This window comes from Pseudomonas sp. NFPP24 (assembly GCF_900112095.1).
Taxonomy (GTDB): Bacteria; Pseudomonadota; Gammaproteobacteria; order Pseudomonadales; family Pseudomonadaceae; genus Aquipseudomonas; species Aquipseudomonas extremorientalis.
Window position 1 is genome coordinate 1 of the sequence record NZ_FOKD01000009.1, and the last position, 25,019, is coordinate 25,019.

A 25,019-nucleotide genomic window follows, 5' to 3' on the forward strand; every position below is an offset into this window, starting at 1 on the left:
CCGACTGGAGCGCTATGTCGAAGCGGGTTATTTACCCATCGACAACAACGCCGCTGAAAGAGCGATCAAGCCGTTTGTGATCGGACGCAAAGCTTGGTTGTTCAGTGATACCGTCAACGGCGCCGCCGCCAGCGCAAAGATTTACAGCTTGGTCGAGACCGCCAAGGTCAACGGCCAGGAGCCCTATACGTGGCTGCGCCACGTACTGGAGCGGTTGCCATATGCCTCGACGGTCGAAGACTACGAAGCCTTGCTGCCGTGGAACTGCTCACCGGAGATGCCACGGTAAACCGTTGACTCACCTTGGGATAGGTGGGGTTTATGGATCGCTTACTGCCGAACGTATGTCTTCTGCATACGAGCAAGGTGAATCTATCACCATCGACCTGGCACAAGACCCACACAATCTGGCTATGTTCATGCGCTATGCAGAGCAGTATGGCGGCAACAGCGCAGCGGCCAAAGTGATGATGGACGCCGAACTGGCACGCCAAGGTTTGTCGCCCAACCGGGTGATTTCCGACGGCACTGCACTGCCCACCTCCTTCGGCGACCTGGGCGAGCAGCGCAGCACAATGCAACAACGAGTGGACCAACAAAGCAACCCTGCAAGCACATTTACCCGCAATCGGCGGACCGTCGAAGGTTGGGATAATACGTTGTCGGACGCACCAACGGCATCCGCCACGCCCATTCGGGAACAAATCCAGGCACGCGGCGAACAGATGCACGGTCAAACCCAAGCCGACCAGGTCGGCTTTGATCGCCGAGCAGACTTGGTAGACACCGACGACGGAACACTTGCATCGGATAAGTCACAGGTGGAACAGACCACGAAACAAGTGGAACGCGATGCACGCTCCACCATCACCCGAGCAAAAGACGCCCTGAAAGATCTGCTGAAAAAATGAACCTACTAGCATCGGCGAAGAAGAGAACACTCATCAGGGGTAACGCTAAAAATCTTTGGGGTTCGTAAAAGGCGGATGCCATTCATCTCGCCAATAATTGGCTGCATAGTCTTTTGCATGAACGCCAGACCCTATTGGCCGATGGATCTCATACCAATCATTGGCATCCGGCTCAGCCGTACCTCGACCGATATCCGCCACTGCCCCACCAATCGCCCCAGCAAACATCATGCTGATGCCCATCATCAACAAACGGGTGAGCCAATCATCCGGCGGCCCCCAGAGATAGCCGAATCCGGCACCTACGAGAAGAAAGCTGAAGAAGATCAACTTGCGCATCGCACACCTCCGATCAACAGGCGCAAATGCAAACTGACCCCCCACGGAAGGTGGGCGATAAGCACATCTTCCATCAGCGTTATATACGACGGTGCCGCCAGGAGTTCCAGTGAACCAACATCAAGTTACAAAAAAAGTGATCTACGTCGCCAATTCAGGAGCGAACGTTGCCCGTACAGATCACGAGCAGGGCAACGTAAAACACGCACATCCACTCCACCGACATCGGACAGGGCTACCAGGCTCGCATCTTGAACAGGCGTCCTTGCTCACTCTCATCATGCAGGGTCAGTGCAACTTCATCTTCAGAGAACACAGGGTCGTTGCCAGTGCGAACAGGGAGATCCGAGTCAATCAAAGTGATGACTGGCTGCAGCCCCAACTCAGCGTACCTATGGATAACCGTTAACAGGTTCTCTTTTTTGCGATCATCTAACGATTCGAACACGCCATCGTGATAGACAAAGCGCGGGAACTTCTCATCGATGTAGGCCCGCAGCACTGCCATATCAAAAGCAATGCAGAGCAGCTTACGGTAGGTATGCCCTTGATCTGCGCTGGTAGCATTGCCCGACTCATCCAATATTTCAGCCTTGAATTCCAAGTGCCCCTGTTGATTAGGGGACACGCTCAGCAATGCTTTGCGATCAATGACCTCCTCAACGATTTCATTGAAGTAGACACGAATCACCGAGAACAGGCTGTCCTGCGTCGAGTTCTGACGCTCAACATCTTCTTCAATTTGAGTCTGCAGATGGCTTCGTTCCTCCGTCAATGTCCGGATCTCAGCCCTTAGCTCCTGCAGTCGATGCACGAAGCCACGCTGCCGCTCAAGTGAGGTGATGTCTGCACGCAACATCACCATCTCGTCAGCTACCTGCTTGTACTTGGTGAAGACATCGGTGCCGCTCAGGAACGAGAGCATCTCCGAACGCTTCTTCCCCAAAGTGTTGAGCTCCGAGTTCAAACGTTTCAACTCCGCCTCAACTTCAATCCGCTCCTCTTGCAAGTATCCGCGGCGTTCCTCGGTGATGGCCTTGTTGAATGCGATCAGCTGTTCGAAATCCTTCTTGATCTGATTCTGAAAAAGCACTCCGACTTCGCTGAATAATTGCTGCGCCTCGTCAGGACTGAACAAAATCTGATCATCCTCCAACGACAACAGAATTTTCTTTCTATTTTGACTCAACGAGTAACGCTCGGCGTTAAGCACAGCAATTTTTTCGTCAATTCCTTCAACCAGTTGCTTGGTATGATCCTTGTCTTGGGAACGGAAATCGAACGCATCCAGCAGCTTCTGCTTTTTTTCAGCATCGTTTTTCTTCAGAAGCAAAATACCTTCAATTTTGCTGATGTCCTCAACAGAACCGCCAAGCTCATTTTTTATTGTCTGAGCTGTTTCCTGCTTTTTCGCCAGCTCTTCTTCTTTGAGGTAGTGCTGAGAAATCAGTTGCGCATTGAAGCCCAGCAAATGCGCGAGAAATGGCTTCCAATCGGCATGTTTTGACGCAAACTTGCGGAGCTGGAAAACTTCACGATAGTCCTCCTGAGCGCGCAACAAGTAGCCCAGGCCTTTGCGGTATGACCATGGCTTCAAGGCTCGCCAATCAAGCAAGCCATCCAGCAGGTCGCGCGCGCGCTCAAATGGGACATCGTAGTGATCCCATTCAGCAGCTTGCAGCATTGACAGGTCCTGCTTACCCGCCTCATGTTTCTTGAAAGCAATCTTCGTCGCATCCTTCACACTACGCCGCACAGTGACGAAAGAAGCGTCATTCAACTCGATTTCTAAAAAGAAAACGAAGTCCTTGAACAACTCAGAATGCTTGAAGAGGAAAAACTTAGCATCGCGCCCAGACAAGAAGCCGAAGTCGAGTAGGCGCCCAAGCGAGGTCTTTCCAAGATTGTGGGTATCTTTGGCCTTATTTTCGGGCAAGCGAATCTCGGCCAAGACAACATTCAGCCCTTCAACAAACTCTACCGGCTCAAACAGATCCGGCTTATCCGTATAAATTTTAGAGAGCTTCATTCGGACCTACATATTCCACAGCATCTGTTTTAGGGCGATAGTCGATCAACCCCAATAGATAAAGAAAATTCAACGCCGGCAAAAACAAAACATCACCACCGATGACTGCTTTTTTCGCATATCTGCGCAACGCATCATAATCGTCGACTCGACGCGACTTCAGTCGCCCGAGCAGCAGCAATGAAACATTGATCACAGTGCGGTCTGGGTGGGAGTGTTTAGTCGGCCTCAGCATCATCCACCTCGCCAATGTCGCAGTTCCAGTACATGTAGAACAGCACCGCACGAGTAAGACGCTTGTGCGCATGCTGACGCAGAACAGGATCACGGCTGAATAATAGGTCGATCAAGTACTCCATGACCTCATCAAAGGTCTGATAGTCCCGACGCTTGGCGATGATCTTGAATTGAAACTCGTCGACCACAGATTCATATAGATGAAGCAACTCAAGATTTTCCGGAGCCGCCAAAAAAGCACGTATCTGCGCGGTCTCTTTAAGAAATCGTCTACGCAGTGCCTTGGCATACTCTGCACTCATATTGTTCAGCGCATTCTTTGTTTCATAGGACACCCGTGCAGTCGGCGGGTCATCCAACAAGGCACCTACAGCATCCTTGTGGTTTGCCAGTGCTTGAACAACCTCAGCCAGATCATCCGGACTGACAATTAATGGACAATCGATTGGGTCGAGGTCTGCCAAGACGGCGACTTCCGGAAACACCTTCAGAAATACTTCCAGCTGCTCCACACCGCACAAGTAAATGGACGACTCCGGTAACCCACACTGCGTCGAGATATGTTTGCGTATCTCGCTTTCGGCATTGCCTGCAAGGCGCCGGTTGGCGAACAGCATGTAGTGATCCAGCTGTTTTTTGGTACGCAGATTCTGAATCCGGGGGATCTCTTTGCTCAGTACGGTATTGGTGCCTTTAGCACTGTAAAAGTCAGGCTCGGAGAAATTCCGGTTGTAACCATTGGTGTGCTTGGCTTGAATGATGATCGTGCCTGCCCATGGCGCAGCCTTGCTAGGATGCAGCTCGGCGGTACCGACAAATTTCGCATCACGCCCCCCATCAGGGCCTTTGGCGAAGCCTTGAACGGAGATGCCAAGCAGCCGTTGGCACAAGAACACGATAAGGTTCTCGAACTGCGTATCGCTCAGGTCTTCATAGGCGTACTTCATCGCGCTTCCATGGCGAAAGACATCGTTAGGTTTGAGCCAGTCTCCCGACGACCCTCAATATTCAGCGTACGCATAACCATTGCCTTCAGGCCTCCCAGGCCAGATCAACACCTCAGACAGCAAAGCCCTGAGAAGGCTGTCAGGATGCCGTAAGGGCGTATTGAGCATCATAGAACGCCGTGGATGAAGGAACATCGACCCACTCGTTCAGTCGAAACGTCAAATTTACCCGCCACCACACCAGAACACAATGGTTCCTCCTGGCCCTTGGCAGAACTCAGATAAGTGGCAACCCGTTGACTCTGTTTGATTTTTAACAGATCAAGAAACGTGCAGAGATCAAGAAATCTATGCCTTAAGCGCAGACTTGCTTGCACAAACAACACTGCAAGCAAGCAGCGCGCTCATGCTCCAAATTCCTGCGGCAATGGCCCTACACTATTGCTTCAGCTTACAGATTGCCCAAGGTCTAGAGGCCAATCAGCCCCCCCGTGCCGGACATCTCGCAGATGGTGAACAGTCCGCAGTCATCAGCGTCTGGAATTGGCCAACTCACGCACCTGCGCCTCGATCACGTCGAAGACTTCATCGGTAGCTTGCGGCTCTCCGCTTTGCATTCCTTCAGCCAATGCCGCCTTCAATTCCAGTGTCCTGGTCGCGAAATGTTGCTGTTGCTCTTCCAGCAGACGCAAACCTGCCCGGATAACTTCACTGACCTTGTTGAAGCGACCGCTCGACCCTGGACAGGCCTGGTGGAAACCGCTCAAAGGGTCATGTTGCGCGGCACAGGCAGCGGGCTCGGGTGTCATTTTCGCGTTGAGATCCGCCGCCATACCGGCCCAAGCCATCCACTCAAGTCCTGTCACAAACGGGGGTACAGATGGGGGTACGCTGCCAAATCGCGGGCAAAAAAAATCCCGCTGAGCGTCTAACTCGCGAGATTTCTTCAAGAATTTGGCGGTGAAGGAGAGATTCGAACTCTCGATACAATTTCTTGTATACACACTTTCCAGGCGTGCTCCTTAAGCCACTCGGACACTTCACCGTATCTCGTCAAACCAGTTCAGTCTGTCGAGGCGCGCTAATGTAGTCGAAAGCCTTTCTGATGGCAAAGGTTTTTTTCAGAATATTCATGCGCTTAGCCGGTTATGCCGCTCACCGCCCGGCAAGGGGCGTTGATTGTGCCATTCTCAGGCATCGGCGGTAGGTGTCTGGGGCGGCGATTGTGCCCTGCCCCAGGCATTCCGATGCGCTGTGCAGGGGAAAACCCTGACTGGCCAGTCAGTCACAGCGCTTTACCGGGGCGGGCGTGGTGGGTAACGTCTGCTGCATTCTTCTATAACAAGTCCTACAAGGAACCGCGTCATGAGTGAGTTGATTGCCTACCACCTCGAAGACGGTATCGCGACCCTGACCTTGAGCAACGGCAAGGTGAATGCCATTTCTCCGGCGGTGGTCAGTGCCTTTAATGAAGCGCTGGACCAGGCGGAGAAGGACCGGGCGGTGGTAGTGATCACCGGTACGCCGGGGATTTTGTCGGGTGGTTATGATTTGAAGGTGATGACCGCCGGCCCTAAAGAGGCGATCAGCCTGGTGACGTCCGGTTCGACGTTGGCGCGTCGCCTGTTGTCGCACCCGTTCCCGGTGATTGTGGCGTGCCCTGGGCATGCGGTGGCCAAGGGTGCCTTCCTGCTGCTGTCGGCGGATTATCGGATTGGCGTGGAAGGCCCGTTCAGCATTGGCCTGAACGAAGTAGCGATTGGCATGACCATGCACCACGCCGGTATCGAGTTGGCGCGGGATCGCCTGCGCAAGTCGGCGTTCCATCGTTCGGTGATCAATGCCGAGATGTTTGACCCGCAGGGCGCGTTGCAAGCGGGCTTCCTCGACAAGGTGGTGGCACCGGAAGAGCTGCACGCGGCGGCGCTGGAAGCGGCGCGTCAGTTGAAGAAGCTCAACATGAACGCCCACAAGCACACCAAGTTGAAAGTCCGTAAAGAACTGTTGGAAGCCTTGGACGACGCCATCATCCAAGACCAGGGGCATATCCTGAGTTAATCCCTACGCCTGATACACCGAAGCCCGACCTTGCGTCGGGCTTTTTCGTACAACCAATTCCGAATCATCTTCAGCCGCTCTAGCTTGCCCGTATCGACAGATGTTGAAACATGCGCTTAAACATCGGCTATCTCCTACCTCTACCGGGGTAATTGCCGAATACAGTGCACAACCGTACACTGCGCCACCTTTTGTCCCGGTGGGCCGTGTCGATGCTTTTTCTGTTGCGTATGTTGTTGATGAGCCTGCACTTTATGCTTGCCGGCGTGCTCGGCGTGCTGGTTGGTGTGTGCCGGCCGTTCAACCCGGACAACAGTCGCCTGTGCGCACGCCTGTACGCGCTGCCGGCCATGTGGATCCTGCGGCTCAATGTGAAGGCCGATGTGGACTCGCTGCGCAACAAGCCCGGCACCTGCGTGATCATCGCCAACCACCAGTCCAACTATGACCTATTTGTGTTCGGCACCGTGGTGCCCCACCGTACGGTGTGCATCGCCAAGAAAAGCCTGAAGTGGGTGCCGCTGTTCGGCCAGTTGTTCTGGCTGGCGGGCAATGTGTTGATTGACCGGGGCAATGCGCACAAGGCACGCCGTGCGATGCTCACCACCACCCACACGTTGCAGCATGAAGACACCTCGATCTGGGTGTTCCCGGAAGGCACGCGCAACCTGGGCAAAGGATTGCTGCCGTTCAAGAAAGGTGCGTTCCATATGGCGATTGCGGCGGGTGTGCCGATTGTGCAGGTGTGTGTCAGCAATTACGTCACGCATATGCAGCTCAATCGCTGGAACAGTGGGGATGTGCTCATACGGTCGCTGCCGCCAATTCCTACCGTTGGCATGACTTCGGACGACATCCCGGCGTTGATGCAGGCGTGTCATGCGCAGATGCAAGCCTGTATTGACGAGATGGACCGCGAGTTGCGGGCAGCCTGAACACCGCTTGAAGGCGCTTCGCACCCCAGCGCGAGCAAGCTCGCTCACTACAAAAAGCTCGACGCAACGACGGAACGCCATTCAGGCTAAGCTGCCCAACACTTGTCCTCCCAATAAGAAGCGATCAGCACCATGGGTAGAGTTGTTGCGGCCGCCGTCTACAGCGCCGGTAAGAAAGTCACGGATATCACCCTCGATGAAGGCGCGGCCTGGGCCGCCAAACCCGATCACTTTGTATGGATAGGCCTGGAAGAACCCGACGCCCGGGAGCTGGCCAACCTGCAACGCCAGTTCAACCTGCATGAACTGGCCATCGAAGACGCCCTGGAAAAACACAGCCGCCCCAAGCTGGAAACCTTTGGCGATGCGCTGTTTATCGTCACCTACTCGCCGGTGCGCGAGAACGGCAAGCTGGAGTTTATCGAGACGCATATCTTTGCCGGCAACGGCTACATCATCACCGCGCGCAATGGGCACTCGGCGTCCTACGGCTTTGTGCGCCAGCGTTGTGAGGCGCGGCCGCTGTTGCTGGAGCATGGGGAAGACTTCGTACTGTATGCGCTGCTGGATTTCGTCACCGAAAACTACCAACCGGTGAGCGAAGCGATCCATGCCGAGATCGATGAGCTGGAGCGCAACGTGTTGTGCAGTTCGCTGAGCGAGCGGGATATCCAGAAGATCCACGGCCTGCGCCGCGACGTGTTGCGACTCAAGCGTTATGTGGCGCCGATGGTGGAGATCAGTCAGGAGTTGCAGAAGCTCAGCTTCCCGTTCATCGACAAGAACATGCGCCCGTATTTCCGTGACGTGCAGATTCACGTGACGCGGCAGATGGAAGACCTGACCACCCTGCGCGATATCGCCAGCCAGACCATCGAAATCGGTGTGTTATTGGAGGCTTCGCGCCAGAGCGTGGTGCAGCGCAAGTTTGCCGCATGGGCGGCGATCCTGGCGTTCCCCACCGCAGTGGCGGGGATTTACGGGATGAACTTCCAGAACATGCCCGAGCTGCAATGGCACTACGGCTACTTTGCGGTACTCGGGTTTATTGCGACGGGTTGCACGGCATTGTGGGCCAGTTTCAAAAGGTCGGGTTGGCTTTAGGATTTGTGCGCCACAAACCGCATCATCCATTCCGCCACGGTTGCACCGTGGTGGTCGCGCTCGAGGCTGGCCACGCCGTTCGTATAGACTTTTTCGCCCAGGGTTGTCTGGAGAATCTCCAGCAACTCGCGGGAATAATCATGGACAAATTCCGGGTGGCCCTGGAAACACAACACCTGGTCACCGATGTGGTACGCCGCGAACGGGCAAAAAGCGCTGGAGGCGATGACCGTGGCATTCTCCGGCAACGTGGTGACCTGGTCCTGATGGCTGATCAATAGGGTCAATTCCGGTACTTCAGGGCTCATCCACGGGGCCTTGGCATCTAACTGGTAGTCGTGAATGCCCATGCCCCAGCCCTGGCCGGCGCGCTCGGTCTTGCCGCCCAGCAGCAGTGCCAGCAACTGATGACCAAAGCAGATGCCGAGCAGCTTGTCGCCACGCTCGTAACGGTCGAGCAGGTAGGTCTTGAGGGTCTGGATCCATGGGTCAGTGCCGAAGGAGTCGGCCTTGCTGCCGGTGACCAGGTACGCGTCAAAGACTTCGTCGTCCGAGGGGTATTCACCGTTCACCACGTTGTACACCACGAACTCGGCGGGAATCGGCTGCTTGGCGAACAGGCGCTTGAACATCTGCCCGTACCCTTGGTATTGATCGATCAAGCCTGGACGCAGGATATCGGTTTCCAGGATACAGACGCGTAGCGACATAAAAAATACCTGACACGGTGATGGGAATATTGCACACCCCCAGAGCCTGCCTTGAAATACCCCTTCAAGGCAAGCCCCCCAGCTTCACCGGAACACTTCACCCTGCGCCGCTTTCTCCAGCAACAGCGCCGGCGGCGTGAAACGTTCGCCATACTGCTGCGCCAGATAGCGGGCGCGGGCAACAAAGTCGTTCAAGCCGTATTGGTTGATGAACTGCAGCGCGCCACCGCTCCAGGCCGCGAAACCAATGCCGAAAACAGACCCCACGTTCGCGTCCGCCGTGGACATCAACACCCCCTCCTCCACACAGCGCACCGTCTCGATGGCCTGGATAAACAGCAGGCGGTCGCGTACATCCTGTGCAGAGATGCGTTGGTCGGGTCGCTCAAAGCGGCTTTTCAACTCTGGCCACAGGTACTTTTGCCCGCCGCTGGGGTACTCATAGAAACCGCCTCCCGCCGCCTTGCCCAGCCGCTTGTATTCATTGACCAACAGATCGATCACCGCCGTCGCCGGGTGCGCAGGCAGCGCCTTGCCCTCCGCCTGCAGGTCCTTGGCCGTCTGCTGCCGGATATGGCTCATCAGGCTGAGGGACACTTCGTCAGACACCGCCAACGGCCCCACCGGCATGCCGGCCTTGCGCGCTTCGGTCTCGATCATCGGCGCGGCCACGCCCTCACCGAGCATGGCAATGCCTTCGTTAGTAAAGGTGCCGAACACCCGTGAAGTGAAGAAGCCACGGCTGTCATTGACCACGATCGGGGTTTTCTTGATTTGCAGGACAAAATCCAAACCACGGGCCAGGGTTTCGTCACTGGTGCGTGCGCCCTTGATGATTTCCACCAGCGGCATCTTGTCCACCGGGCTGAAGAAGTGCAGGCCAATGAACCTGGCCTGATCCGGCACCGCCGTGGCCAGGCCGCTGATGGGCAAGGTGGAGGTGTTGGAGGCGATCACGGCGTCGGCGCCGACCACGCTTTGCGCAGCGGCCGAGACCTTGGCCTTGAGTTCGCGGTCTTCGAACACCGCCTCGATGATCAGGTCACAGCCTGCCAGATCAGTATCAGAGGCCGTAGGAAGAATCCGCGCCAAAATGGTTTCCCGCTGCTCGGCGGTCAATTGCCCACGGCTGACCTTCTTGTCCAGCAGCGCCGCCGAATGCGCCTTGCCCTTCTCGGCGGCCGCCAGGTTGATGTCCTTGAGCACCACCTCGATGCCTGCGCTGGCGCTGACATAGGCAATGCCCGCCCCCATCATCCCCGCGCCCAGCACGCCGACTTTACGCGTGATATGCGGCGCAAACCCTTGCGGCCTCGAGCTGCCGGCGTTGATCTCGTTAAGCTGGAACCAGAAGGTGCCGATCATGTTTTTTGCGACCTGCCCCGTCACCAGCTCGGTGAAGTAACGGGTTTCGATCAGGTGCGCGGTGTCGGAGTCTACCTGGGCGCCTTCGACGGCCGCACAGAGAATTTTCTCCGGGGCGGGGAAACAGCCGTTGGTTTTACTGCGCAAAATCGACGGCGCAATTGCCAGCATCTGCGCAATTTTCGGGTTCGAAGGGGTGCCGCCCGGAATCTGGTAGGCCTTGTTGTCCCACGGTTGCCTGGCGTCCGGATTGGCCAGGATCCAGGCGCGGGACTTGGCCAGCAACTCATCGCGATCCGCCGCCAGTTCGTTGATCAAGCCGGCTTGCAGCGCCTGTTGCGGCCGCACTTTCTTGCCTTCGAGCAAATACGGCAAGGCCTTTTCCAGCCCCAGCATACGCACCATGCGCACCACCCCGCCGCCCCCCGGCAGCAGGCCCAGGGTGACTTCCGGCAAGCCCAACTGCACCGACTTGTCGTCCAGCGCGACGCGGTAATGGCATGCCAGGCAAATCTCCCAGCCGCCGCCGAGTGCCGCACCATTGATTGCGGCCACCACGGGTTTACCGAGGGTTTCCAGGCGCCGCAGTTGCGCTTTCAACACCCGCACACCGTCATAGAAATCCTTGGCGTGGGCCTTGTCGACCTTGATCAGTTCATTGAGGTCGCCACCGGCAAAAAACGTTTTCTTCGCCGAGGTGATGACGACGCCGGCGATGCTGTCCCTTTCCGTCTCCAGGCGCTCGACCGTGGCCGCCATGGCCGCGCGGTATACGCCGTTCATGGTGTTGGCGCTTTGGCCGGGCATGTCGAGGGTCAGCACCACGATGCCGTCCTGGCCTTTTTCGTAACGAATGGCTTGGGTCATGACAAATTCCTTGGGCTCAGAGGCGTTCGATAATGGTGGCGATGCCCATGCCACCGCCAACACACAGGGTGGCCAGGCCATAGCGCTGCTGGCGTACTTCGAGTTCGTCGAGCAGGGTGCCGAGGATCGCGCAGCCGGTCGCCCCCAACGGGTGCCCCATGGCAATCGAGCCGCCGTTGACGTTCACACGTGCGGCGTCGATGCCCATGTCCTTGATGAACTTGAGCACCACCGAGGCAAACGCTTCGTTGACCTCGAACAGGTCGATGTCTTCGACGCGCAGGCCGGCCTTGGCCAGGGCCTTGCGCGTGGCGGGCGCGGGACCGGTGAGCATGATCGTCGGATCGGTACTGGTGACCGCCGTGGCAACGATACGTGCCCGGGGTTGCAGGCCCAGTTCACGCCCCTTGGCTTCGGAGCCGATCAACATCAGCGCCGCCCCGTCGACGATGCCGGAACTGTTGCCGGGGGTGTGTACGTGATGGATGCGCTCTACATGGCTGTAGACCCGCAACGCGGTGGCATCGAAGCCCATCTGCCCCATCATTTCGAAACTCGGCTTGAGCTTGCCGAGGCCTTCAAGGGTGGAATCGCCGCGAATGAATTCGTCATGGTCCAGCAGCACGATGCCGTTCTGGTCCTGCACCGCGATCAGCGACTTGTCGAAGGCACCGTCTGCACGCGCCCTCGCCGCTTTCTGCTGCGAATGCAGGGCAAAGGCGTCGACGTCCTCGCGGGTGAAACCTTCCAGGGTGGCGATCAGGTCCGCGCCAATGCCCTGTGGGGTGAAGTGACTGTGCATATTGGTCTGCGGGTCGAGCACCCAGGCGCCGCCGTCACTGCCCATGGGCACGCGGGACATGGACTCGACACCGCCGACCACCACCAGGTCCTCGAAGCCGGAGCGGACTTTCATCGCGCCCAGGTTCACCGCCTCCAGGCCCGACGCGCAGAAGCGGTTGACCTGCACGCCGGCGACGCTGATGTCCCAGTCCGCCACCAGCGCCGCGGTCTTGGCGATGTCGGCGCCCTGGTCGCCTACCGGGGTCACGCAGCCGAGCACGATGTCGTCCACTTGATGAGTGTCGAGGTCACTGCGTCGGGCCAGCGCGGTGAGCAGGCCGGCCACCAGGTTCACCGGCTTGACGCTGTGCAAGGCACCGTCCGGCTTGCCTTTGCCACGGGGGGTGCGTATTGCATCAAAGATCAACGCTTGGGTCATGACGTCCTCGAACCAGTGTGCATGTGTGCCCTACCTTAGGCCCGATTGACACGGTTTCAATGACGGATGCGCTCATTGCTTTTGACCCCCTCGCTCGGACGAACGGTAGGTACCTAAGGTAATCCCCTGATTAATCGTTTTAGCTGTCTAGCCAAGGCATTGGCGCCAAGATGGCGATATGCCTCATGCCTTTTTAAGCAGAAATACTGATTAACTGATACGAAATGAGTCTAAGCCGCGAAGAACAAGGCCTCTAAGGTTGAATCAGTAGGAAGTTGCTGCCGGGTTTTGCCGGAGCAACTGTAAGAAAAGCGACACGTCATCTCGCCATACTGAAATAAAACCGGCACGCATTTGACGCTCAGGAATAACAACAAAAGGCAGTCAGCCATGTTCAAACATTCGAAAGTACGTCAGGCGGGACTCATTCTGTTCGCCACCACACTGATTCTGATCTTGCCCAATTTAACCAAGGTTATTGGGTGACACCTCCACGCCCACATGCCGTGCATTCACAGCACCGGTTCTGCAGTTTTTGGCAGCGCCTGCAAGGACATTGCGCATAGCGGTCCTGCAGGGGCTGTCTTTTTGCGTGCAGATTTGCGCTATCGTGAGCAGCATCGCCACTCGACACCGGGCCCTTTCTTGAAAGCCATCCTTGCCCTCCTCGCCTTGCTCATCAGCCTCCCCACTGCGGCGGCCCAATTGACCATCGAACTCGACCACTCCCGCAAGACCTGGGAGACCGCCGACTTGCTCAAGCACCCGCAAGCGCAGACGGTGCAGATCGCCGATGACGTCTCCTACAAGCGCAGCATGAATTATCGCGCAGTGCCGCTGGCCGTACTCCTACCTGGCTTGAAACCCGAGAGCCACGTGCAAGCGGTGGCCCTGGATGGATTCGCCGCCGAACTCACCGCCGCGCCGTTGCTGGAACAACAGGGTGCACGCGCCTGGCTGGCGGTGGAGGATCCTGCTCAACCATGGCCGGCGCTGGCAGATGGCAAACCCAGTGCAGGGCCGTTCTACCTGGTGTGGACCAACCCGCAAGCCGGGGCTATCAGCCCTGAGCAGTGGCCATTCCAGATTTCCGCGATCAAGCAGTTGAAGACAGTGGCGGAGCGTTTTCCGGCGTTGTTGCCGGATCCGAAGCTGGCGGCCAACGACCCGATCAACCAGGGTTTTGCCCTGTTCCAGAAAAACTGCCTGGCATGCCACCGCCTCAATGGCGCCGGAGACGGCCAGGTGGGACCGGACCTGAATATCCCCTACAACCCCACCGAGTATTTTGGCGGTGATTTCCTCAAGCGCTATATCCGCGACCCACAGAGTTTGCGGCATTGGCCGCAGGCGAAGATGCCGGCGTTCGCGACCAGCGTGTTGCCCGACGGTGAGCTGGATCTGTTGGTGGGGTATTTGAAGCACATGGCCGGGCGTAAACCGCAACCTTAAACATCCCACGACACCCCGCTCGCCGCGACCCTATCATTGCTGCTGGACGGAAATCACCGGCGTCGGCGCCACGAACACCTTGGCATGCATTTGCTCATGCCCACCGCCCCGGCGCATGCCGCGCACCGGGCAAGCATCGAGGTAATCCAGCCCCACCGCCAGCTTCAAATGCCGCTCCGGGCGCGCCAGTTGGTTGGTCACGTCAAAACTGTACCAGGCGTCATCCAGCCAGGCTTCGGCCCAGGCGTGGCTGGCCAGGTGCGTGCTGTCCTCGGTGTATAAATACCCCGACACATACCGCGCAGGAATGCCCAGGCTACGCGCACAGGCCAGGAACGCGTGGGTGTGGTCCTGGCACACGCCCGCCCGGCCGGCGAAGGCCTGGGCGGCGCAGGTGTCGACTTCGGTCGCGCCAGGTGTGTAGGCCATCGCCTGGTTCAGCGCGTGCATCAAGTCGATCAACGCCGTGCGGTCGCGCCGTTGACGGCAGTGCTGTTCGGCAAAACCACGCAAGGCGTCATCAGGTTCGGTCAGGCGGGTGCACCGCAGGAACGGGAACGCCGATTGGCTCTCGTGCTCGGCCTCACGCAGCTCGTCGATATCCACCTGGCCACGCGCGCCAATGATGATGGCGTCGTGGGGCTCATCCAGGGTCAACACATGCAGGATGTTACCGAACGGGTCCACCTGGGCACGCACCGGGCGCGGCAGGTCGAGTTGCCAACTGAGCACATGCTGGCGCTCGCTGTCATGGGGCGTGAGGCGCAGGTACTGGATGCTGGCGCGCACCTGGTCTTCATAGTGGTAGGTGGTTTCGTGGCTGATGGAGAGTCTCATGCCGCCTCCAGGTAGGAACTGTAGATGGCGTCGCCCAACTGGCGGACCAAAGGGATAAAGTCGGTCAGCCAGGCGTGCAGGCCTTCCTCAAGGATTTCATCGATGGCGGTAAAGCGCAGGCGCGCATCCATCTCGGCAGCCAGGCGCTGGGCCGGGCGGCCGTTGATGCCGGGCAGGCTGGCGAGGATCTGGTCGATCTCTTCACTGCAGGCACGCAACGAGCGTGGCACATCGGCGCGCAACAGCAGCAACTCGGCGACTTGCCGCGCGCCAGGCGCATCGCGATAAATCTCGGTGTAGGCCTCGAACGACGACAAGGCGCGCAGCAAGGCACTCCATTGATAGTAGGCGTGGGCCGTGCCATCGGTGACAGGCTCGGCGCGGTCACCGGCCATTTCATAGCGGGCGTCCAACAGGCGCAGCGTGTTGTCGGCGCGCTCGATAAAAGTGCCCAGGCGGATAAACCGGAAGGCGTCGTTGCGCATGATGGTGCCGTAGGTGGCGCCACGGAACAGATGGGAGCGTTCCTTGACCCACTCACAGAACCGGCTCATGCCATAACGGCTGAGGCCCTGCTGGGCGATATCGCGAATATCCAGCCAGGTGGCGTTGATGTTTTCCCACATATCCGCGGTAATTCGCCCACGCACGGCATGGGCGCTGGCCCGCGCCGCACCGAGACAACTGTAGATGCTGGCCGGGTTGGCCGCGTCCAGCGCAAAAAAGTGCAACAGCCGTTCGGCGTGCAATTGGCCGTGACGCTCGTGGTAATCCTCCAGGGTGCCGGTAATCAACAACGGCATGGCCAGTTCATGCAGGCCATCGCCGCGCCCATCCTGGGGCATGAGTGACAGCGAGTAGCTGACGTCGAGCATGCGTGCGAGGTTTTCGGCACGCTCCAGGTAGCGCGACATCCAGTACAGATCCGAGGCAGTTCTACTCAACATGGCATCATTCCTCGACCACCCAAGTGTCTTTGGTGCCGCCGCCCTGGGACGAGTTGACCACCAGCGAGCCTTCGCGCAAGGCCACGCGGGTCAGGCCGCCGGGGACTACACGGGTCTCCTTGCCGGACAACACAAATGGGCGCAGGTCGATATGGCGCGGCGCAATGCCGTTTTCGACAAAGGTCGGGCAGGTGGATAAACACAGGGTCGGCTGGGCGATATAAGCGTGGGGCTTGGCCTTGATACGCGCACGGAAGGCTTCGATTTCCGCTGCCGTGGACGCCGGGCCTACCAACATGCCGTAGCCGCCGGAGCCCTGGGTCTCCTTCACCACCAGGTCGGGCAGGTTGGCGAGCACGTGGGACAGTTCGTCGGGCTTACGGCACTGGAAGGTCGGAACATTCTTCAGGATCGGTTCTTCATCCAGGTAAAAACGGATCATCTCGGTGACGAAGGGGTACACCGACTTGTCATCCGCCACCCCGGTGCCGATGGCATTGGCCAGCACCACATTCCCGCAGCGATAAGCCGCGAGCAGGCCGGGCACGCCGAGCATGGAGTCCGGGTTGAAGGCCAGGGGGTCGAGAAACGCATCGTCGAGGCGACGGTAGATCACGTCCACGGCCTTTGGCCCATCGGTCGTGCGCATGAAGACGCGATCATCACGCACGAACAGGTCGGCGCCTTCCACCAGTTCCACCCCCATCTCACGGGCGAGAAAGGCATGCTCAAAGAACGCGCTGTTAAAGCGGCCCGGCGTCAATACCACCACGCTGGGGTTATCCAGGGGGCTTGAGCTTTTCAGGGTGTCGAGCAACAGGTTGGGGTAGTGATCGATAGGCGCGATGCGCTGGGCAGCGAACAGTTCGGGGAACAGGCGCATCATCATCTTGCGGTCTTCAAGCATATAGCTGACGCCGCTGGGCGTACGCAGGTTGTCTTCGAGCACGTAGTACGTACCGTCTCCATCGCGTACGAGGTCGACGCCGGAGATGTGGGAATACAGATCGCGGTGCAGGTCCAGGCCCTGCATTGCCAACTGGTATTGCTCGTTGGCCAGCACCTGTTCGGCAGGAATGATCCCGGCCTTGATGATGCGTTGCTCGTGATACAGGTCGGCGAGAAACATGTTCAGCGCCTTGACCCGCTGGATGCAGCCGCGCTCGACAATCCGCCACTCGCTGGCGGGAATGCTGCGCGGGATGGTGTCGAAGGGAATCAGGCGCTCGGTGCCCTGCTCGTCCCCGTAGAGGGTGAAGGTGATCCCGGCGCGGTGAAACAGCAAATCGGCTTCGCGCCGGCGCTGGGCCAGCAGTTCAGGCGGGGTTTCGGCCAGCCAGTGGGCGAACTCGCGGTAATGCGGTCGGACCTGGCCTGCCCCATCGTACATTTCATCGTAATAAGTGCGGATCATGCCGAACTCCTTGTCACCCGGGCGAAAGAACCGTCGCAAGGCCCGTGCCAGCGGCATAAACACTTAGAAATCAGTGAGTTGAATTAACCACGCAATCTGCTCGCACCGTCCTGGTGCGCAGAATGCCCGGTGCACTGCCCGACGCTTCATCGCAATGCGGGCTTTGACTATCAACAGCATAGTCAGAGTTGATTTCACTGCCCGGCGCAGGCTGCGGATAATCGGCCCCATCTGCTGAACTGCCTTCAGCGCTCCGCTCTTCCCTTTAAGCCACCCTCATGGGTGGCCTTTTTTTTGGTGCGTAAAAATAGCGCGCAAGTTCCGAGTAATTTTCCCACCTCACAAACAAAATCGGCCGACCCAAAGGTCAGCCGATACGCTGCGTTTCTCATACTTTAAGCCGCTACATGGGTAACCCACGCACCTCCTGCTTCACGCCCCATCCTTCGATGATCCCACCCAGCGGCTCGACCACCGCCCCGAAGTCTTGCTCGAAGTCTCCTATGCCGTCGTAGGTCGCAAACATGACTTTGCTCAGTTCCAGGTACCAGGCGCCATCGTCGCGCGCACTCACCTGGGCATTCAGGGATTCCCCGCGAAACTCACCCGCAGCCCTGCGCGCCCGTTCCTCATCCGGGAAAATGGCGTAGAACTCGATGGGGTGAAAACGCGAAAAGTCGAAGCCGCCTTCTTTCATGCGGCGCAGAACGTTGGTGCTGATGTCTTCTTGATAGGCTGTGCTCATGAAAAGTGCTCCTCGAATTGATGGATAGACTTTCCGTGCTTCCCGAAGCCCACGCCGCAATGGCGTGGGGACTACGGCAACAACATCACCGCTGGAAAACAAGCATGTAGCTGACAAGACCAGAACTAGCGATTCATTCGCTGATCTCGTTTGCAGAGTAGCGCGAAGCTATCACCTCCACCAGAGGCGCTTGGATGGCTTACAGGGAATGTTCAGGCGGCGGGAGAGATGTCGAGGATCTGGATACTGTTCTGGTCTTTGAGAATCTTGACCGTCGGCTCGGGCTTGCGGCCCTCCAGGTCATTGAGGTTCAGTTTGGCGGCGACGGGCACCAGCTTGTTGCGAATCATGTGCGCAGCGTCTTCGAGGCTGGGCTTGTGTTCGCAGGTGAACTGCTCCACGGACTGCACGCCGTGATCATCAACGAAGGTAATTTGCCACGTTTGCATCGGTGCCTCCTCGATAAAACCCATGTGTGGGCTTACACGTATCTGGACCTTGAGCGCTGGACAAACGTTCCACTCAAGGCCGGAGGCACCGGATCAACTGCAGTTATTTTTCTGCGTGTTGTTTCAAGGCTTTCAAGGTGTTGAACGGGGCGTCCACCACAAACTTGTTGGCCAACCACGAGGGCACGCTGCCGCCTGGCTCGGTGTGCACCTGGTAGGTGACTTCGGTCAGGTTGTCGCCTTTGGGCACCAGTTTCCAGAAGCCGTCGACCTGGGCGACGCGCACGTAGCCTTTTTCTTCAGGCTTGTAGGTGGGGACACCTTCAAGTTTACGAGTCAACGTGCCATCGGCGGCCTTGGTCGTGGTGATATGCAGGTAGGAGTCGCGGTCCGTCACAGGGAACGGCGCTTTGAATCGGGTGTAGGTCCAGATCTCGTCGCCCTTCTTGTCGACCAGTTTCTGGGACTTGCATTCGTGGATCCAGGCGCACGCACCGGCAACGTCTTCCTGCAGCGCGACAATCTTGGCCACCGGCGCCTTGATCGTGGTGACCCCGCGATACGCTTTGTACTTGGAGCCGGCAATTTCGCTCAGGGACACCTTGATACCGTCTTCGTCCTTGGCGACTTGCCAATCCTCAGCCTGGGCAGTGGCAGCAAACAACACTGTAAAACCGCACAACACAGCCATTCGTTTCAGCGAACCCATTGTTGTATTCCTTATTGTTGAAGTTCCGATAGTAAAGCCCATCAAGCCGCCGTCATCTGCTCCCACCAGCCGATCAAGCGGATCGCATCGGCCTGATCGGTGCCGCAGACCTCGAGATCTGCCTTGAAATCACTGCACACCGCCGGTCGCTCCGGCTGGCCGAACAGCAGGCATAGTTGTTCGACCGACAGGTGCAAACAGCGTTCGCCGGCGGGCTTGCCTTGTGGCATGCCCGGTAATGGCGAACTGATGGAGGGGGCGATGCAGCAAGCGCCACAGCCTTCACGGCAATTCATGACCAGCAGGTCCTCGACGACTCAATGTGGATGGCGGGGCTAGAGTACGCCCTAAAACAGCCGTTTTAAAATGGGTTAACAGGGGTTTTTCGCAGAAAACAAAAGTGACTGACCAGTCTGCGACAGATGGTCGAGGGCACGCGTCACGTTTGCGGGAAAAGTTTACTGCTTGAACTCGAACTCCAGCGCGGCGCCTTCCACTTCGCGTCGTTCTTCGTTGCGCAGTTGCAGCTGCATTTCGTTGCTGAGCAGGCGGCCGTTGATCTGGAAGGCGCTGTTGTCGGCGGGCTTCTCACCGAACATTGGCGGCAGCAAGGGCACACTTTTGGGTTTGGGCATGGTGCCGATAGGCTGCAAGTGCCTGACCATATCCGACGGCAAGGACAGGTCCAACTGTGCCGGTGGCAATTGTGTCTGCGTCACTTCGCGAGATGCCTTGGACTTGCTGGCTGCACGTTTTTTGGCGGCGGCGGTGGGTTTCTTCACCGCTGGCGCTTTTTTTTCGGGAGCCGGTTTTTTCGCGGGGGTCTTCTGCTCGTTACTGGCGGCGGGCTTGGTTTCGCTCACAGGGGCTGCCGCCAGCGCTGTGCCGACGTTGCACAGGCTTAACAGGCCAATTACCAGAACAGCGCGAAAAATACAGGTCATATCGCCTACAGCATTAACGGCAGAGGGCCATATGCTCGCTTGTTGTGCGCGGCATGACAAGCACGGTGATCAGCGCGCTATAGGATTTGTCCCCTTTCCGAGCGTCACAGTCCTGCTGCCGTTTCCTGGCATAACTGGCTGGCCAGCATCCCCAACGTCATCAGCGCCCGCTCTGCCTCGCGGTTCCACGGGGTGCCGCAGTTGAGGCGAATACAGTGATTGAACTGCTCCGTGTTACTGAAGATCAGCCCCGGCGCAATACTGATGCCCTGTTGCAGTGCGCGCACGTGCAGTTCCTGGGTATTGACCCTTCCAGGCAAACTGACCCACAGGATGAAGCCGCCCGTCGGACGGGTCATCTGAGTGCCTTCCGGGAAATACTGCTGCACGGCCAGTTGAAAGGCGCTGAGGTTCTTGCGGTACTCCTGGCGGATGTAACGCAGATGCCGGTCGTAGCCGCCATTTTCCAGGTAAGCCGCAACGCCCATCTGTGTGACACTGCACGCGGAGTGGGTGCTGAACATCTGCAGGCGCTGGATCTCCTGCTGGTACTTGCCGGCGATCATCCAGCCAATGCGCACACCGGGGGACAGCGTCTTGGAAAAGCTCGAACAATAGATGACCCGATCCAGGCGGTCATAGGCTTTCAGCGCCTTGGTGCGGCCCAGTTCGAACATCAGCTCGCCGTAGATATCGTCCTCGACAATCTGGATGTCGAAGTCCGAGGCCAGGCGCAGTAACTGTTTCTGTCGTTCCTCGGGCATCGTGCCGCCCAGCGGGTTGCTCAGGCGCGTGGTCAGCACCAGGGCCTTGATCGACCATTGGTTGGCCGCCAGCTGCAGGGCCTCCAGGCTCATGCCGGTGGACGGGTCGCTGGGAATCTCGATGACCTTGAGGCCCAACAGATCGGCCAGTTGCAGCAAACCGTAATAGGTCGGCGATTCAGCGGCTATCAGGTCGCCTGGCCGCGTCAGCACCCGCAGGGACATCTGCAACGCGTCGACACAACCGTGGGTGATCACCACTTCGGACGGGTCCACCACCACGCCCGCATCGCGCATGCGGATCGCCACTTGGCGGCGCAGCGGTTCGAAACCGGGGCTGAACATGTAGCTGAACGCCCGTGGGCTCTGGAAGCGCGTGACCTTGGCCAGTTGCTGGTGCAGCGCGCGTACAGGCAGGTAGTCCACGCTCGGCACCGCGGCGCCCAACGGAAACACTCCCTCGCGACGCGACTCGCCCAATACCTGTTGAATGATGCTGCTGCGGGTGACCAACCCAGGGCGCTCGACCCGTGCAATATCCGGCGTCGGCGCCGTGAGTGCTGGCGTCTGGTGCACGTAATAACCGGACTGTGGCCGCGCCCGGATCAGTCCCTGGTCTTCCAGGTTGGCATAGGCCTGCAACACCGTCGCGTGGCTGACGTTCAACTGCGAACTCATCTTGCGCACCGAAGGCACGCGCTCGCCCGGTTGATAGACACCGCGCCGGATATCTTCAGCCAGTTGCTGGGCGATACGTTGGTAAAGCAACAGATTGGTCATGACGCAGCACTCGATTTCACGGGTATTTTATTTTTGTGTGAAACATACCGGCACAGTTTAGAAGTGTACGGGGACAGTTGCCACAATAGTCGAGCGCGCGTTGTAGTGACAGTAAAAACTGTGAGGGTGCACACCAAAAAATGTGGGAGGGGGCTTGCCCCCGATGACGGTGGGTCAGCGACAGATTTGCTGACTGATGCACCGCTATCGGGGGCAAGCCCCCTCCCACATTCAGAGCTGCTCCAGGCTACTATCGGGCAGCGCCCAGTTGGCCTTTTTCGTCAGAGAAGACGATTTCAACGCGACGGTTCTGTGCCCTGCCCCGCTCGGAGGCATTGGCCTCCACCGGGTACTGGTCGCCATACCCTTCCACCTGGATGCGTTTTTCGTCGATGCCCAGGTCGACCAGCACATCAGCCACCGACTGCGCGCGGTCGCGGGACAGCTTGAGGTTTTCCTGCTCGCCGCCGGTGTTATCGGCGTAGCCCTCGATACGCACCACACGCTTGGGGTTCAGTTGCAAGAACTGCACGATCTTGAGCACTGTACGGTTGGCCGAGTTCTTCAGCTCGGCGTCACCGGTGTCGAACAGCACATCGCCCAGGGTCATCACCAGGCCACGATCGGTCTGGGTGGTGGTCAGGCTGGCGATCTGTTCTTCAAGCCATTTGCCCTGCTGCTGCACGCTGCTCAGCTTGCTTTCGCGCAAGGCCAGTTGCAGGCGCTGGCGCTCCAGTTCGAGCTTGGCGCCGCGCTCCTGGTTGAGCGCCTGTTCGGTGTGTTCGCGGGCAATGGCGCTATAGCGCTGGCTCAAATAGGCGTAATGCACCACGTCGGCACCGCTGCCCCAGTAGCTGGACATGCGGTCGGCACGGGCCAGGGACTCACCGGCGCGGATCACGTCCTTGGGTGCAAAGCGCAACACATTGGCGTCTTCCTTGACCTTCTGGAAATCATTCCCGGCCTGTTGCAGGGCCTGTTCGCTGTCGGGATGGCTGGCACAACCGCCCAATACAGCAGTGCCCAACAGCAGCGCACAGCTCAAACCACGGATCATCGGGCTCATTGGGCGTCCCCCAACTGCAGTTGCTTGCGCAGGCGAGTGATGCGGGTGTTGAGCACGTTTAACTGCTCCTGGCTCTTGCGGGTCAACACTTTGGCTTCTGCGAGCCGCGCGTCCAACTCGGCTTGCTCAAAGCGCATGCGTGCATTTTTGTAGGACTGGTCAGCCATGCTCGACTTGGCCCGGGCGAATTTCTCTTCGGCCAGTTTCAGTTCGGGCGATTCATCAGGGTTGGCGCCAACGGCGCTGGCTTGCTCCAGGGCTTGCTGGGTGAGGCGAATTTGTTCATTCGGCGCAGGATCAGCTGCACATCCCGCCAGAGCGACAACGGCGAGGGCCGCGAAAAGAGGTCGAAGAGTCACTGAAAATCCCTACTTTGTTGGGGTGCCGACGGGTTGTTGCAATTGTGCTTTCCAACGTTCCAGATTGCGCTGCAACGCGGCTTCCGTCACACCAGACCCGGGCAATTCTGTCATCTTTTTGGCGAGCTGTCCGCGCAACCACGGATCGTTGCAGGCCGAGTTGTGGGAAATCGCCAGGTACAGGCCCGGCTGATCGACGGGCACGTCGCGGGCGATCAGGTCGTTGCTCATGCCCAGGGTCTGCGCCATCGCCATGCCGGAATAGCGTCCGGCGAGGACATAGTCGACCTCTCCCAGCAGCAGCTTCTGGAACGCCGGCGTCAGGGACGCCAGGCGTTGCAGGCTCAATTGCTGGCCGGCGAAGGTCTCGAAGGCGGCACTCAAGCGCGCACGTTCCGACACCGCGCCTTTGTGCCCGTGCAGGTCGGCCGCCGTGGTGTAGACCAGCGCTGAATCCTTGCGCGTCCACACCAGATAGTCGAGCTGCACCAGGGCCGGGTGGATGTAGTCAAGGGTTTCCAGCTCGCCCAGGTTCAGCGGCGCATCGGCGAGGATATCCATGCGCCCGCTGCGCACCTCATCCAGGGCCAGCGAGCGTTTACCGCCATAGAGCAGGTCGATTTTCAACCCGAGGTCCTTGCCCACCTGTTGCAGCACGTCGGCGGTGGCGCCGATCAGGCGCGTGGGGTCTTGCGGGTCACGCCAGAGCAGGGGCGGCGCGTCCGGGCTGCCGGTGATCACCAGGCGGTCGCATTTGCCGGCGGCCAGCGCCAGGCTCGGCAGCAGTGTGAGGCCCAGCAGTACAGCCCAGGGGCGCAATTCCATGGCGTGTGTCTCCAGCAAGTCAAAAAAAAGCCCGGTCACTAGGACCGGGCTCTTTATAAGTGAAGCGACTGGATTAGACCAGCTTCTCCAACTCAGGGACGGCTTCGAACAAGTCCGCCACCAGGCCGTAATCAGCCACCTGGAAGATCGGTGCTTCTTCGTCCTTGTTGATCGCAACGATCACTTTGGAGTCCTTCATACCGGCCAAGTGCTGGATCGCGCCAGAGATACCGACGGCGATGTACAGCTGTGGCGCAACGATCTTGCCGGTCTGGCCGACCTGCATGTCGTTGGGTACGAAACCTGCGTCGACGGCCGCGCGGGAAGCGCCGACCGCAGCGCCCAGCTTGTCGGCCAGGGCGTACAGGTGCTTGAAGTTGTCACCGTTCTGCATGCCACGGCCGCCCGAAACGACGATCTTGGCAGCGGTCAGCTCAGGACGGTCCGACTTGGCCAGCTCTTCGCCTACAAAGCTTGAGGTGCCAGCGTCGTGGGCAGCGGCGACGGCTTCAACGGCAGCCGAACCACCTTCAGCGGCAACCGGGTCGAAACCGGTGGCACGCACGGTGATGACTTTGACCGAAGCATTGGACTGTACGGTAGCGATAGCGTTACCGGCATAGATCGGGCGCTTGAAGGTGTCTGCGCTTTCGACCGAGATGATCTCGGAGATCTGGTCAACGTCCAGCTGCGCGGCAACGCGTGGCAGGATGTTTTTGCCGTTGGAGGTGGCGGCAGCCAGGATGTGGCTGTAGCCAGCGCCAAGCTCTGCAACCAGAGGCGCAACGTTTTCCGGCAGTTGGTGAGCGTAGGCCGCGTTGTCGGCGACCAGTACTTTGCTCACGCCAGCGACTTTCGCAGCGGCTTCAGCCACCGCGCCAGCGCCCTGGCCCGCAACCAATACGTGGATATCACCACCGATTTTCGCAGCGGCAGCCACGGTGTTCAGGGTGGCCGGGGCCAGCACTTTGTTGTCGTGTTCTGCGATTACCAAGATAGTCATG

The 25,019-nt window shown here is 58.6% G+C and carries 27 protein-coding genes and 1 tRNA gene; 6 read left to right on the forward strand and 22 right to left on the reverse strand.

Annotated features, from left to right (window positions below; translation table 11 throughout):
- Both BM026_RS19545 and BM026_RS19550 read left to right on the forward strand, forming a co-directional pair.
- The coding region (locus BM026_RS19545) for a transposase domain-containing protein (protein WP_139217563.1) at positions 1-289 on the forward strand (289 nt) is incomplete at its 5' end.
- A gap of 55 nt (positions 290-344) precedes the next feature.
- A complete protein-coding gene (locus BM026_RS19550) occupies positions 345-911 on the forward strand; it encodes a hypothetical protein (protein WP_093529775.1) in 567 nt (188 codons plus the stop codon).
- Between the two features lie 45 nt (positions 912-956).
- Here the strand turns inward: BM026_RS19550 and BM026_RS19555 are convergent, their stop codons facing one another.
- The 6 genes from BM026_RS19555 to BM026_RS19580 all read right to left on the reverse strand — a co-directional run bounded on the left by BM026_RS19555 (position 957) and on the right by BM026_RS19580 (position 5,508).
- Positions 957-1,250 (reverse strand): hypothetical protein, encoded by a 294-nt coding sequence (locus BM026_RS19555; protein WP_093529777.1) that lies wholly within the window; start codon positions 1,248-1,250, stop codon positions 957-959.
- A gap of 235 nt (positions 1,251-1,485) precedes the next feature.
- Complete coding sequence (locus BM026_RS19560) at positions 1,486-3,279, reverse strand: DUF2326 domain-containing protein (protein WP_093529779.1); 1,794 nt, start codon at positions 3,277-3,279, stop codon at positions 1,486-1,488.
- Positions 3,266-3,517: an ABC-three component system middle component 8 gene (locus tag BM026_RS19565; protein WP_256575531.1), complete on the reverse strand. Its 252-nt coding sequence runs from the start codon at positions 3,515-3,517 to the stop codon at positions 3,266-3,268. The genes BM026_RS19560 and BM026_RS19565 overlap by 14 nt, the downstream gene beginning before the upstream one ends.
- Positions 3,498-4,463 carry an ABC-three component system protein gene (locus BM026_RS19570; RefSeq protein WP_093529781.1) on the reverse strand — a complete coding sequence of 322 codons (966 nt, stop codon included), beginning with the start codon at positions 4,461-4,463 and terminating at the stop codon, positions 3,498-3,500. Before BM026_RS19570 ends, BM026_RS19565 begins: the two co-directional genes overlap by 20 nt.
- A 530-nt stretch (positions 4,464-4,993) precedes the next feature.
- Positions 4,994-5,311 carry a type II toxin-antitoxin system ParD family antitoxin gene (locus BM026_RS19575; protein ID WP_218189403.1) on the reverse strand — a complete coding sequence of 106 codons (318 nt, stop codon included), beginning with the start codon at positions 5,309-5,311 and terminating at the stop codon, positions 4,994-4,996.
- A gap of 107 nt (positions 5,312-5,418) precedes the next feature.
- Positions 5,419-5,508: transfer RNA gene (locus BM026_RS19580), tRNA-Ser, on the reverse strand.
- A 320-nt stretch (positions 5,509-5,828) separates the two neighbouring features.
- Here BM026_RS19580 and BM026_RS19585 point away from each other — a divergent pair.
- The 3 genes from BM026_RS19585 to BM026_RS19595 all read left to right on the forward strand — a co-directional run bounded on the left by BM026_RS19585 (position 5,829) and on the right by BM026_RS19595 (position 8,560).
- A complete protein-coding gene (locus tag BM026_RS19585; RefSeq protein WP_071491433.1) occupies positions 5,829-6,521 on the forward strand; it encodes a crotonase/enoyl-CoA hydratase family protein in 693 nt (230 codons plus the stop codon).
- Positions 6,522-6,733: 212 nt separating this feature from the next.
- Positions 6,734-7,456, forward strand: a complete 723-nt coding sequence (locus BM026_RS19590; protein ID WP_093529783.1) for a lysophospholipid acyltransferase family protein — start codon at positions 6,734-6,736, stop codon at positions 7,454-7,456.
- Between the two features lie 132 nt (positions 7,457-7,588).
- Positions 7,589-8,560, forward strand: a complete 972-nt coding sequence (locus BM026_RS19595) for a magnesium and cobalt transport protein CorA (RefSeq protein WP_092242626.1) — start codon at positions 7,589-7,591, stop codon at positions 8,558-8,560.
- On the opposite strand, the gene BM026_RS19600 is transcribed toward BM026_RS19595, so the two are convergent.
- The 3 genes from BM026_RS19600 to BM026_RS19610 form a co-directional block, all read right to left on the reverse strand.
- Complete coding sequence (locus BM026_RS19600) at positions 8,557-9,270, reverse strand: amidotransferase (RefSeq protein ID WP_071491436.1); 714 nt, start codon at positions 9,268-9,270, stop codon at positions 8,557-8,559. The two genes, BM026_RS19595 and BM026_RS19600, sit on opposite strands and share 4 nt — an antisense overlap.
- 84 nt (positions 9,271-9,354) lie before the next feature.
- Positions 9,355-11,502 carry a 3-hydroxyacyl-CoA dehydrogenase NAD-binding domain-containing protein gene (locus BM026_RS19605; RefSeq protein WP_093529785.1) on the reverse strand — a complete coding sequence of 716 codons (2,148 nt, stop codon included), beginning with the start codon at positions 11,500-11,502 and terminating at the stop codon, positions 9,355-9,357.
- Between the two features lie 16 nt (positions 11,503-11,518).
- Positions 11,519-12,724, reverse strand: a complete 1,206-nt coding sequence (locus BM026_RS19610; RefSeq protein ID WP_093514576.1) for an acetyl-CoA C-acetyltransferase — start codon at positions 12,722-12,724, stop codon at positions 11,519-11,521.
- 645 nt (positions 12,725-13,369) lie between these two features.
- Here BM026_RS19610 and BM026_RS19615 point away from each other — a divergent pair.
- A complete protein-coding gene (locus tag BM026_RS19615) occupies positions 13,370-14,176 on the forward strand; it encodes a c-type cytochrome (protein ID WP_093514621.1) in 807 nt (268 codons plus the stop codon).
- A gap of 33 nt (positions 14,177-14,209) precedes the next feature.
- On the opposite strand, the gene BM026_RS19620 is transcribed toward BM026_RS19615, so the two are convergent.
- From BM026_RS19620 to BM026_RS19680, 13 genes are all read right to left on the reverse strand, one after another.
- The gene (locus tag BM026_RS19620; RefSeq protein WP_092242614.1) at positions 14,210-15,013 is read right to left on the reverse strand and encodes a transglutaminase family protein; all 804 of its coding nucleotides are present in this window, start codon (positions 15,011-15,013) and stop codon (positions 14,210-14,212) included.
- Positions 15,010-15,960, reverse strand: coding sequence for an alpha-E domain-containing protein (locus BM026_RS19625; RefSeq protein ID WP_071491441.1), 951 nt, complete (start codon positions 15,958-15,960; stop codon positions 15,010-15,012). The genes BM026_RS19620 and BM026_RS19625 overlap by 4 nt, the downstream gene beginning before the upstream one ends.
- Before the next feature lie 4 nt (positions 15,961-15,964).
- On the reverse strand, positions 15,965-17,374 hold the full coding sequence (locus BM026_RS19630) for a circularly permuted type 2 ATP-grasp protein (RefSeq protein WP_093529787.1): 1,410 nt from the start codon (positions 17,372-17,374) through the stop codon (positions 15,965-15,967).
- Between the two features lie 403 nt (positions 17,375-17,777).
- Entirely contained in the window at positions 17,778-18,119 is a 342-nt protein-coding gene (locus BM026_RS19635; protein WP_058427416.1) for a ribonuclease E inhibitor RraB, read from the reverse strand.
- 212 nt (positions 18,120-18,331) lie between these two features.
- Positions 18,332-18,568, reverse strand: a complete 237-nt coding sequence (locus BM026_RS19640; protein WP_092242608.1) for a hypothetical protein — start codon at positions 18,566-18,568, stop codon at positions 18,332-18,334.
- Positions 18,569-18,671: 103 nt separating this feature from the next.
- On the reverse strand, positions 18,672-19,277 hold the full coding sequence (locus tag BM026_RS19645) for an START domain-containing protein (protein ID WP_092242602.1): 606 nt from the start codon (positions 19,275-19,277) through the stop codon (positions 18,672-18,674).
- A 41-nt stretch (positions 19,278-19,318) separates the two neighbouring features.
- Complete coding sequence (locus BM026_RS19650; protein ID WP_071491547.1) at positions 19,319-19,573, reverse strand: YkgJ family cysteine cluster protein; 255 nt, start codon at positions 19,571-19,573, stop codon at positions 19,319-19,321.
- Positions 19,574-19,735: 162 nt separating this feature from the next.
- Positions 19,736-20,221: a translation initiation factor 2 gene (locus BM026_RS19655; RefSeq protein WP_093529789.1), complete on the reverse strand. Its 486-nt coding sequence runs from the start codon at positions 20,219-20,221 to the stop codon at positions 19,736-19,738.
- A 104-nt stretch (positions 20,222-20,325) separates the two neighbouring features.
- Complete coding sequence (locus tag BM026_RS19660; RefSeq protein WP_015885400.1) at positions 20,326-21,765, reverse strand: aminotransferase-like domain-containing protein; 1,440 nt, start codon at positions 21,763-21,765, stop codon at positions 20,326-20,328.
- 250 nt (positions 21,766-22,015) lie between these two features.
- Positions 22,016-22,831, reverse strand: a complete 816-nt coding sequence (locus BM026_RS19665) for an OmpA family protein (protein WP_093514574.1) — start codon at positions 22,829-22,831, stop codon at positions 22,016-22,018.
- Entirely contained in the window at positions 22,828-23,190 is a 363-nt protein-coding gene (locus BM026_RS19670; RefSeq protein WP_092242594.1) for a DUF4398 domain-containing protein, read from the reverse strand. The genes BM026_RS19665 and BM026_RS19670 overlap by 4 nt, the downstream gene beginning before the upstream one ends.
- Positions 23,191-23,199: 9 nt before the next feature.
- The gene (locus BM026_RS19675; protein ID WP_092242591.1) at positions 23,200-24,015 is read right to left on the reverse strand and encodes a substrate-binding periplasmic protein; all 816 of its coding nucleotides are present in this window, start codon (positions 24,013-24,015) and stop codon (positions 23,200-23,202) included.
- 73 nt (positions 24,016-24,088) lie between these two features.
- Positions 24,089-25,018 (reverse strand): electron transfer flavoprotein subunit alpha/FixB family protein, encoded by a 930-nt coding sequence (locus tag BM026_RS19680; RefSeq protein WP_058427425.1) that lies wholly within the window; start codon positions 25,016-25,018, stop codon positions 24,089-24,091.
- Position 25,019: the final 1 nt, after the last annotated feature.

Bases quoted from the DNA above. Each gene is read 5' to 3' on its own strand.
- BM026_RS19610 (WP_093514576.1), bottom strand. From the start codon at position 12,724: ATGACCCAAGCGTTGATCTTTGATGCAATACGCACCCCCCGTGGCAAA.
- BM026_RS19605 (WP_093529785.1), bottom strand. From the start codon at position 11,502: ATGACCCAAGCCATTCGTTACGAAAAAGGCCAGGACGGCATCGTGGTG.
- BM026_RS19650 (WP_071491547.1), bottom strand. From the start codon at position 19,573: ATGAATTGCCGTGAAGGCTGTGGCGCTTGCTGCATCGCCCCCTCCATC.
- BM026_RS19645 (WP_092242602.1), bottom strand. From the start codon at position 19,277: ATGGGTTCGCTGAAACGAATGGCTGTGTTGTGCGGTTTTACAGTGTTG.
- BM026_RS19560 (WP_093529779.1), bottom strand. From the start codon at position 3,279: ATGAAGCTCTCTAAAATTTATACGGATAAGCCGGATCTGTTTGAGCCG.
- BM026_RS19570 (WP_093529781.1), bottom strand. From the start codon at position 4,463: ATGAAGTACGCCTATGAAGACCTGAGCGATACGCAGTTCGAGAACCTT.
- BM026_RS19565 (WP_256575531.1), bottom strand. From the start codon at position 3,517: ATGATGCTGAGGCCGACTAAACACTCCCACCCAGACCGCACTGTGATC.
- BM026_RS19585 (WP_071491433.1), top strand. From the start codon at position 5,829: ATGAGTGAGTTGATTGCCTACCACCTCGAAGACGGTATCGCGACCCTG.
- BM026_RS19625 (WP_071491441.1), bottom strand. From the start codon at position 15,960: ATGTTGAGTAGAACTGCCTCGGATCTGTACTGGATGTCGCGCTACCTG.
- BM026_RS19655 (WP_093529789.1), bottom strand. From the start codon at position 20,221: ATGACCTGTATTTTTCGCGCTGTTCTGGTAATTGGCCTGTTAAGCCTG.
- BM026_RS19555 (WP_093529777.1), bottom strand. From the start codon at position 1,250: ATGCGCAAGTTGATCTTCTTCAGCTTTCTTCTCGTAGGTGCCGGATTC.
- BM026_RS19660 (WP_015885400.1), bottom strand. From the start codon at position 21,765: ATGACCAATCTGTTGCTTTACCAACGTATCGCCCAGCAACTGGCTGAA.
- BM026_RS19630 (WP_093529787.1), bottom strand. From the start codon at position 17,374: ATGATCCGCACTTATTACGATGAAATGTACGATGGGGCAGGCCAGGTC.
- BM026_RS19680 (WP_058427425.1), bottom strand. From the start codon at position 25,018: ATGACTATCTTGGTAATCGCAGAACACGACAACAAAGTGCTGGCCCCG.
- BM026_RS19600 (WP_071491436.1), bottom strand. From the start codon at position 9,270: ATGTCGCTACGCGTCTGTATCCTGGAAACCGATATCCTGCGTCCAGGC.
- BM026_RS19665 (WP_093514574.1), bottom strand. From the start codon at position 22,831: ATGAGCCCGATGATCCGTGGTTTGAGCTGTGCGCTGCTGTTGGGCACT.
- BM026_RS19640 (WP_092242608.1), bottom strand. From the start codon at position 18,568: ATGCAAACGTGGCAAATTACCTTCGTTGATGATCACGGCGTGCAGTCC.
- BM026_RS19550 (WP_093529775.1), top strand. From the start codon at position 345: ATGTCTTCTGCATACGAGCAAGGTGAATCTATCACCATCGACCTGGCA.
- BM026_RS19620 (WP_092242614.1), bottom strand. From the start codon at position 15,013: ATGAGACTCTCCATCAGCCACGAAACCACCTACCACTATGAAGACCAG.
- BM026_RS19595 (WP_092242626.1), top strand. From the start codon at position 7,589: ATGGGTAGAGTTGTTGCGGCCGCCGTCTACAGCGCCGGTAAGAAAGTC.
- BM026_RS19575 (WP_218189403.1), bottom strand. From the start codon at position 5,311: ATGGCTTGGGCCGGTATGGCGGCGGATCTCAACGCGAAAATGACACCC.
- BM026_RS19590 (WP_093529783.1), top strand. From the start codon at position 6,734: ATGCTTTTTCTGTTGCGTATGTTGTTGATGAGCCTGCACTTTATGCTT.
- BM026_RS19675 (WP_092242591.1), bottom strand. From the start codon at position 24,015: ATGGAATTGCGCCCCTGGGCTGTACTGCTGGGCCTCACACTGCTGCCG.
- BM026_RS19635 (WP_058427416.1), bottom strand. From the start codon at position 18,119: ATGAGCACAGCCTATCAAGAAGACATCAGCACCAACGTTCTGCGCCGC.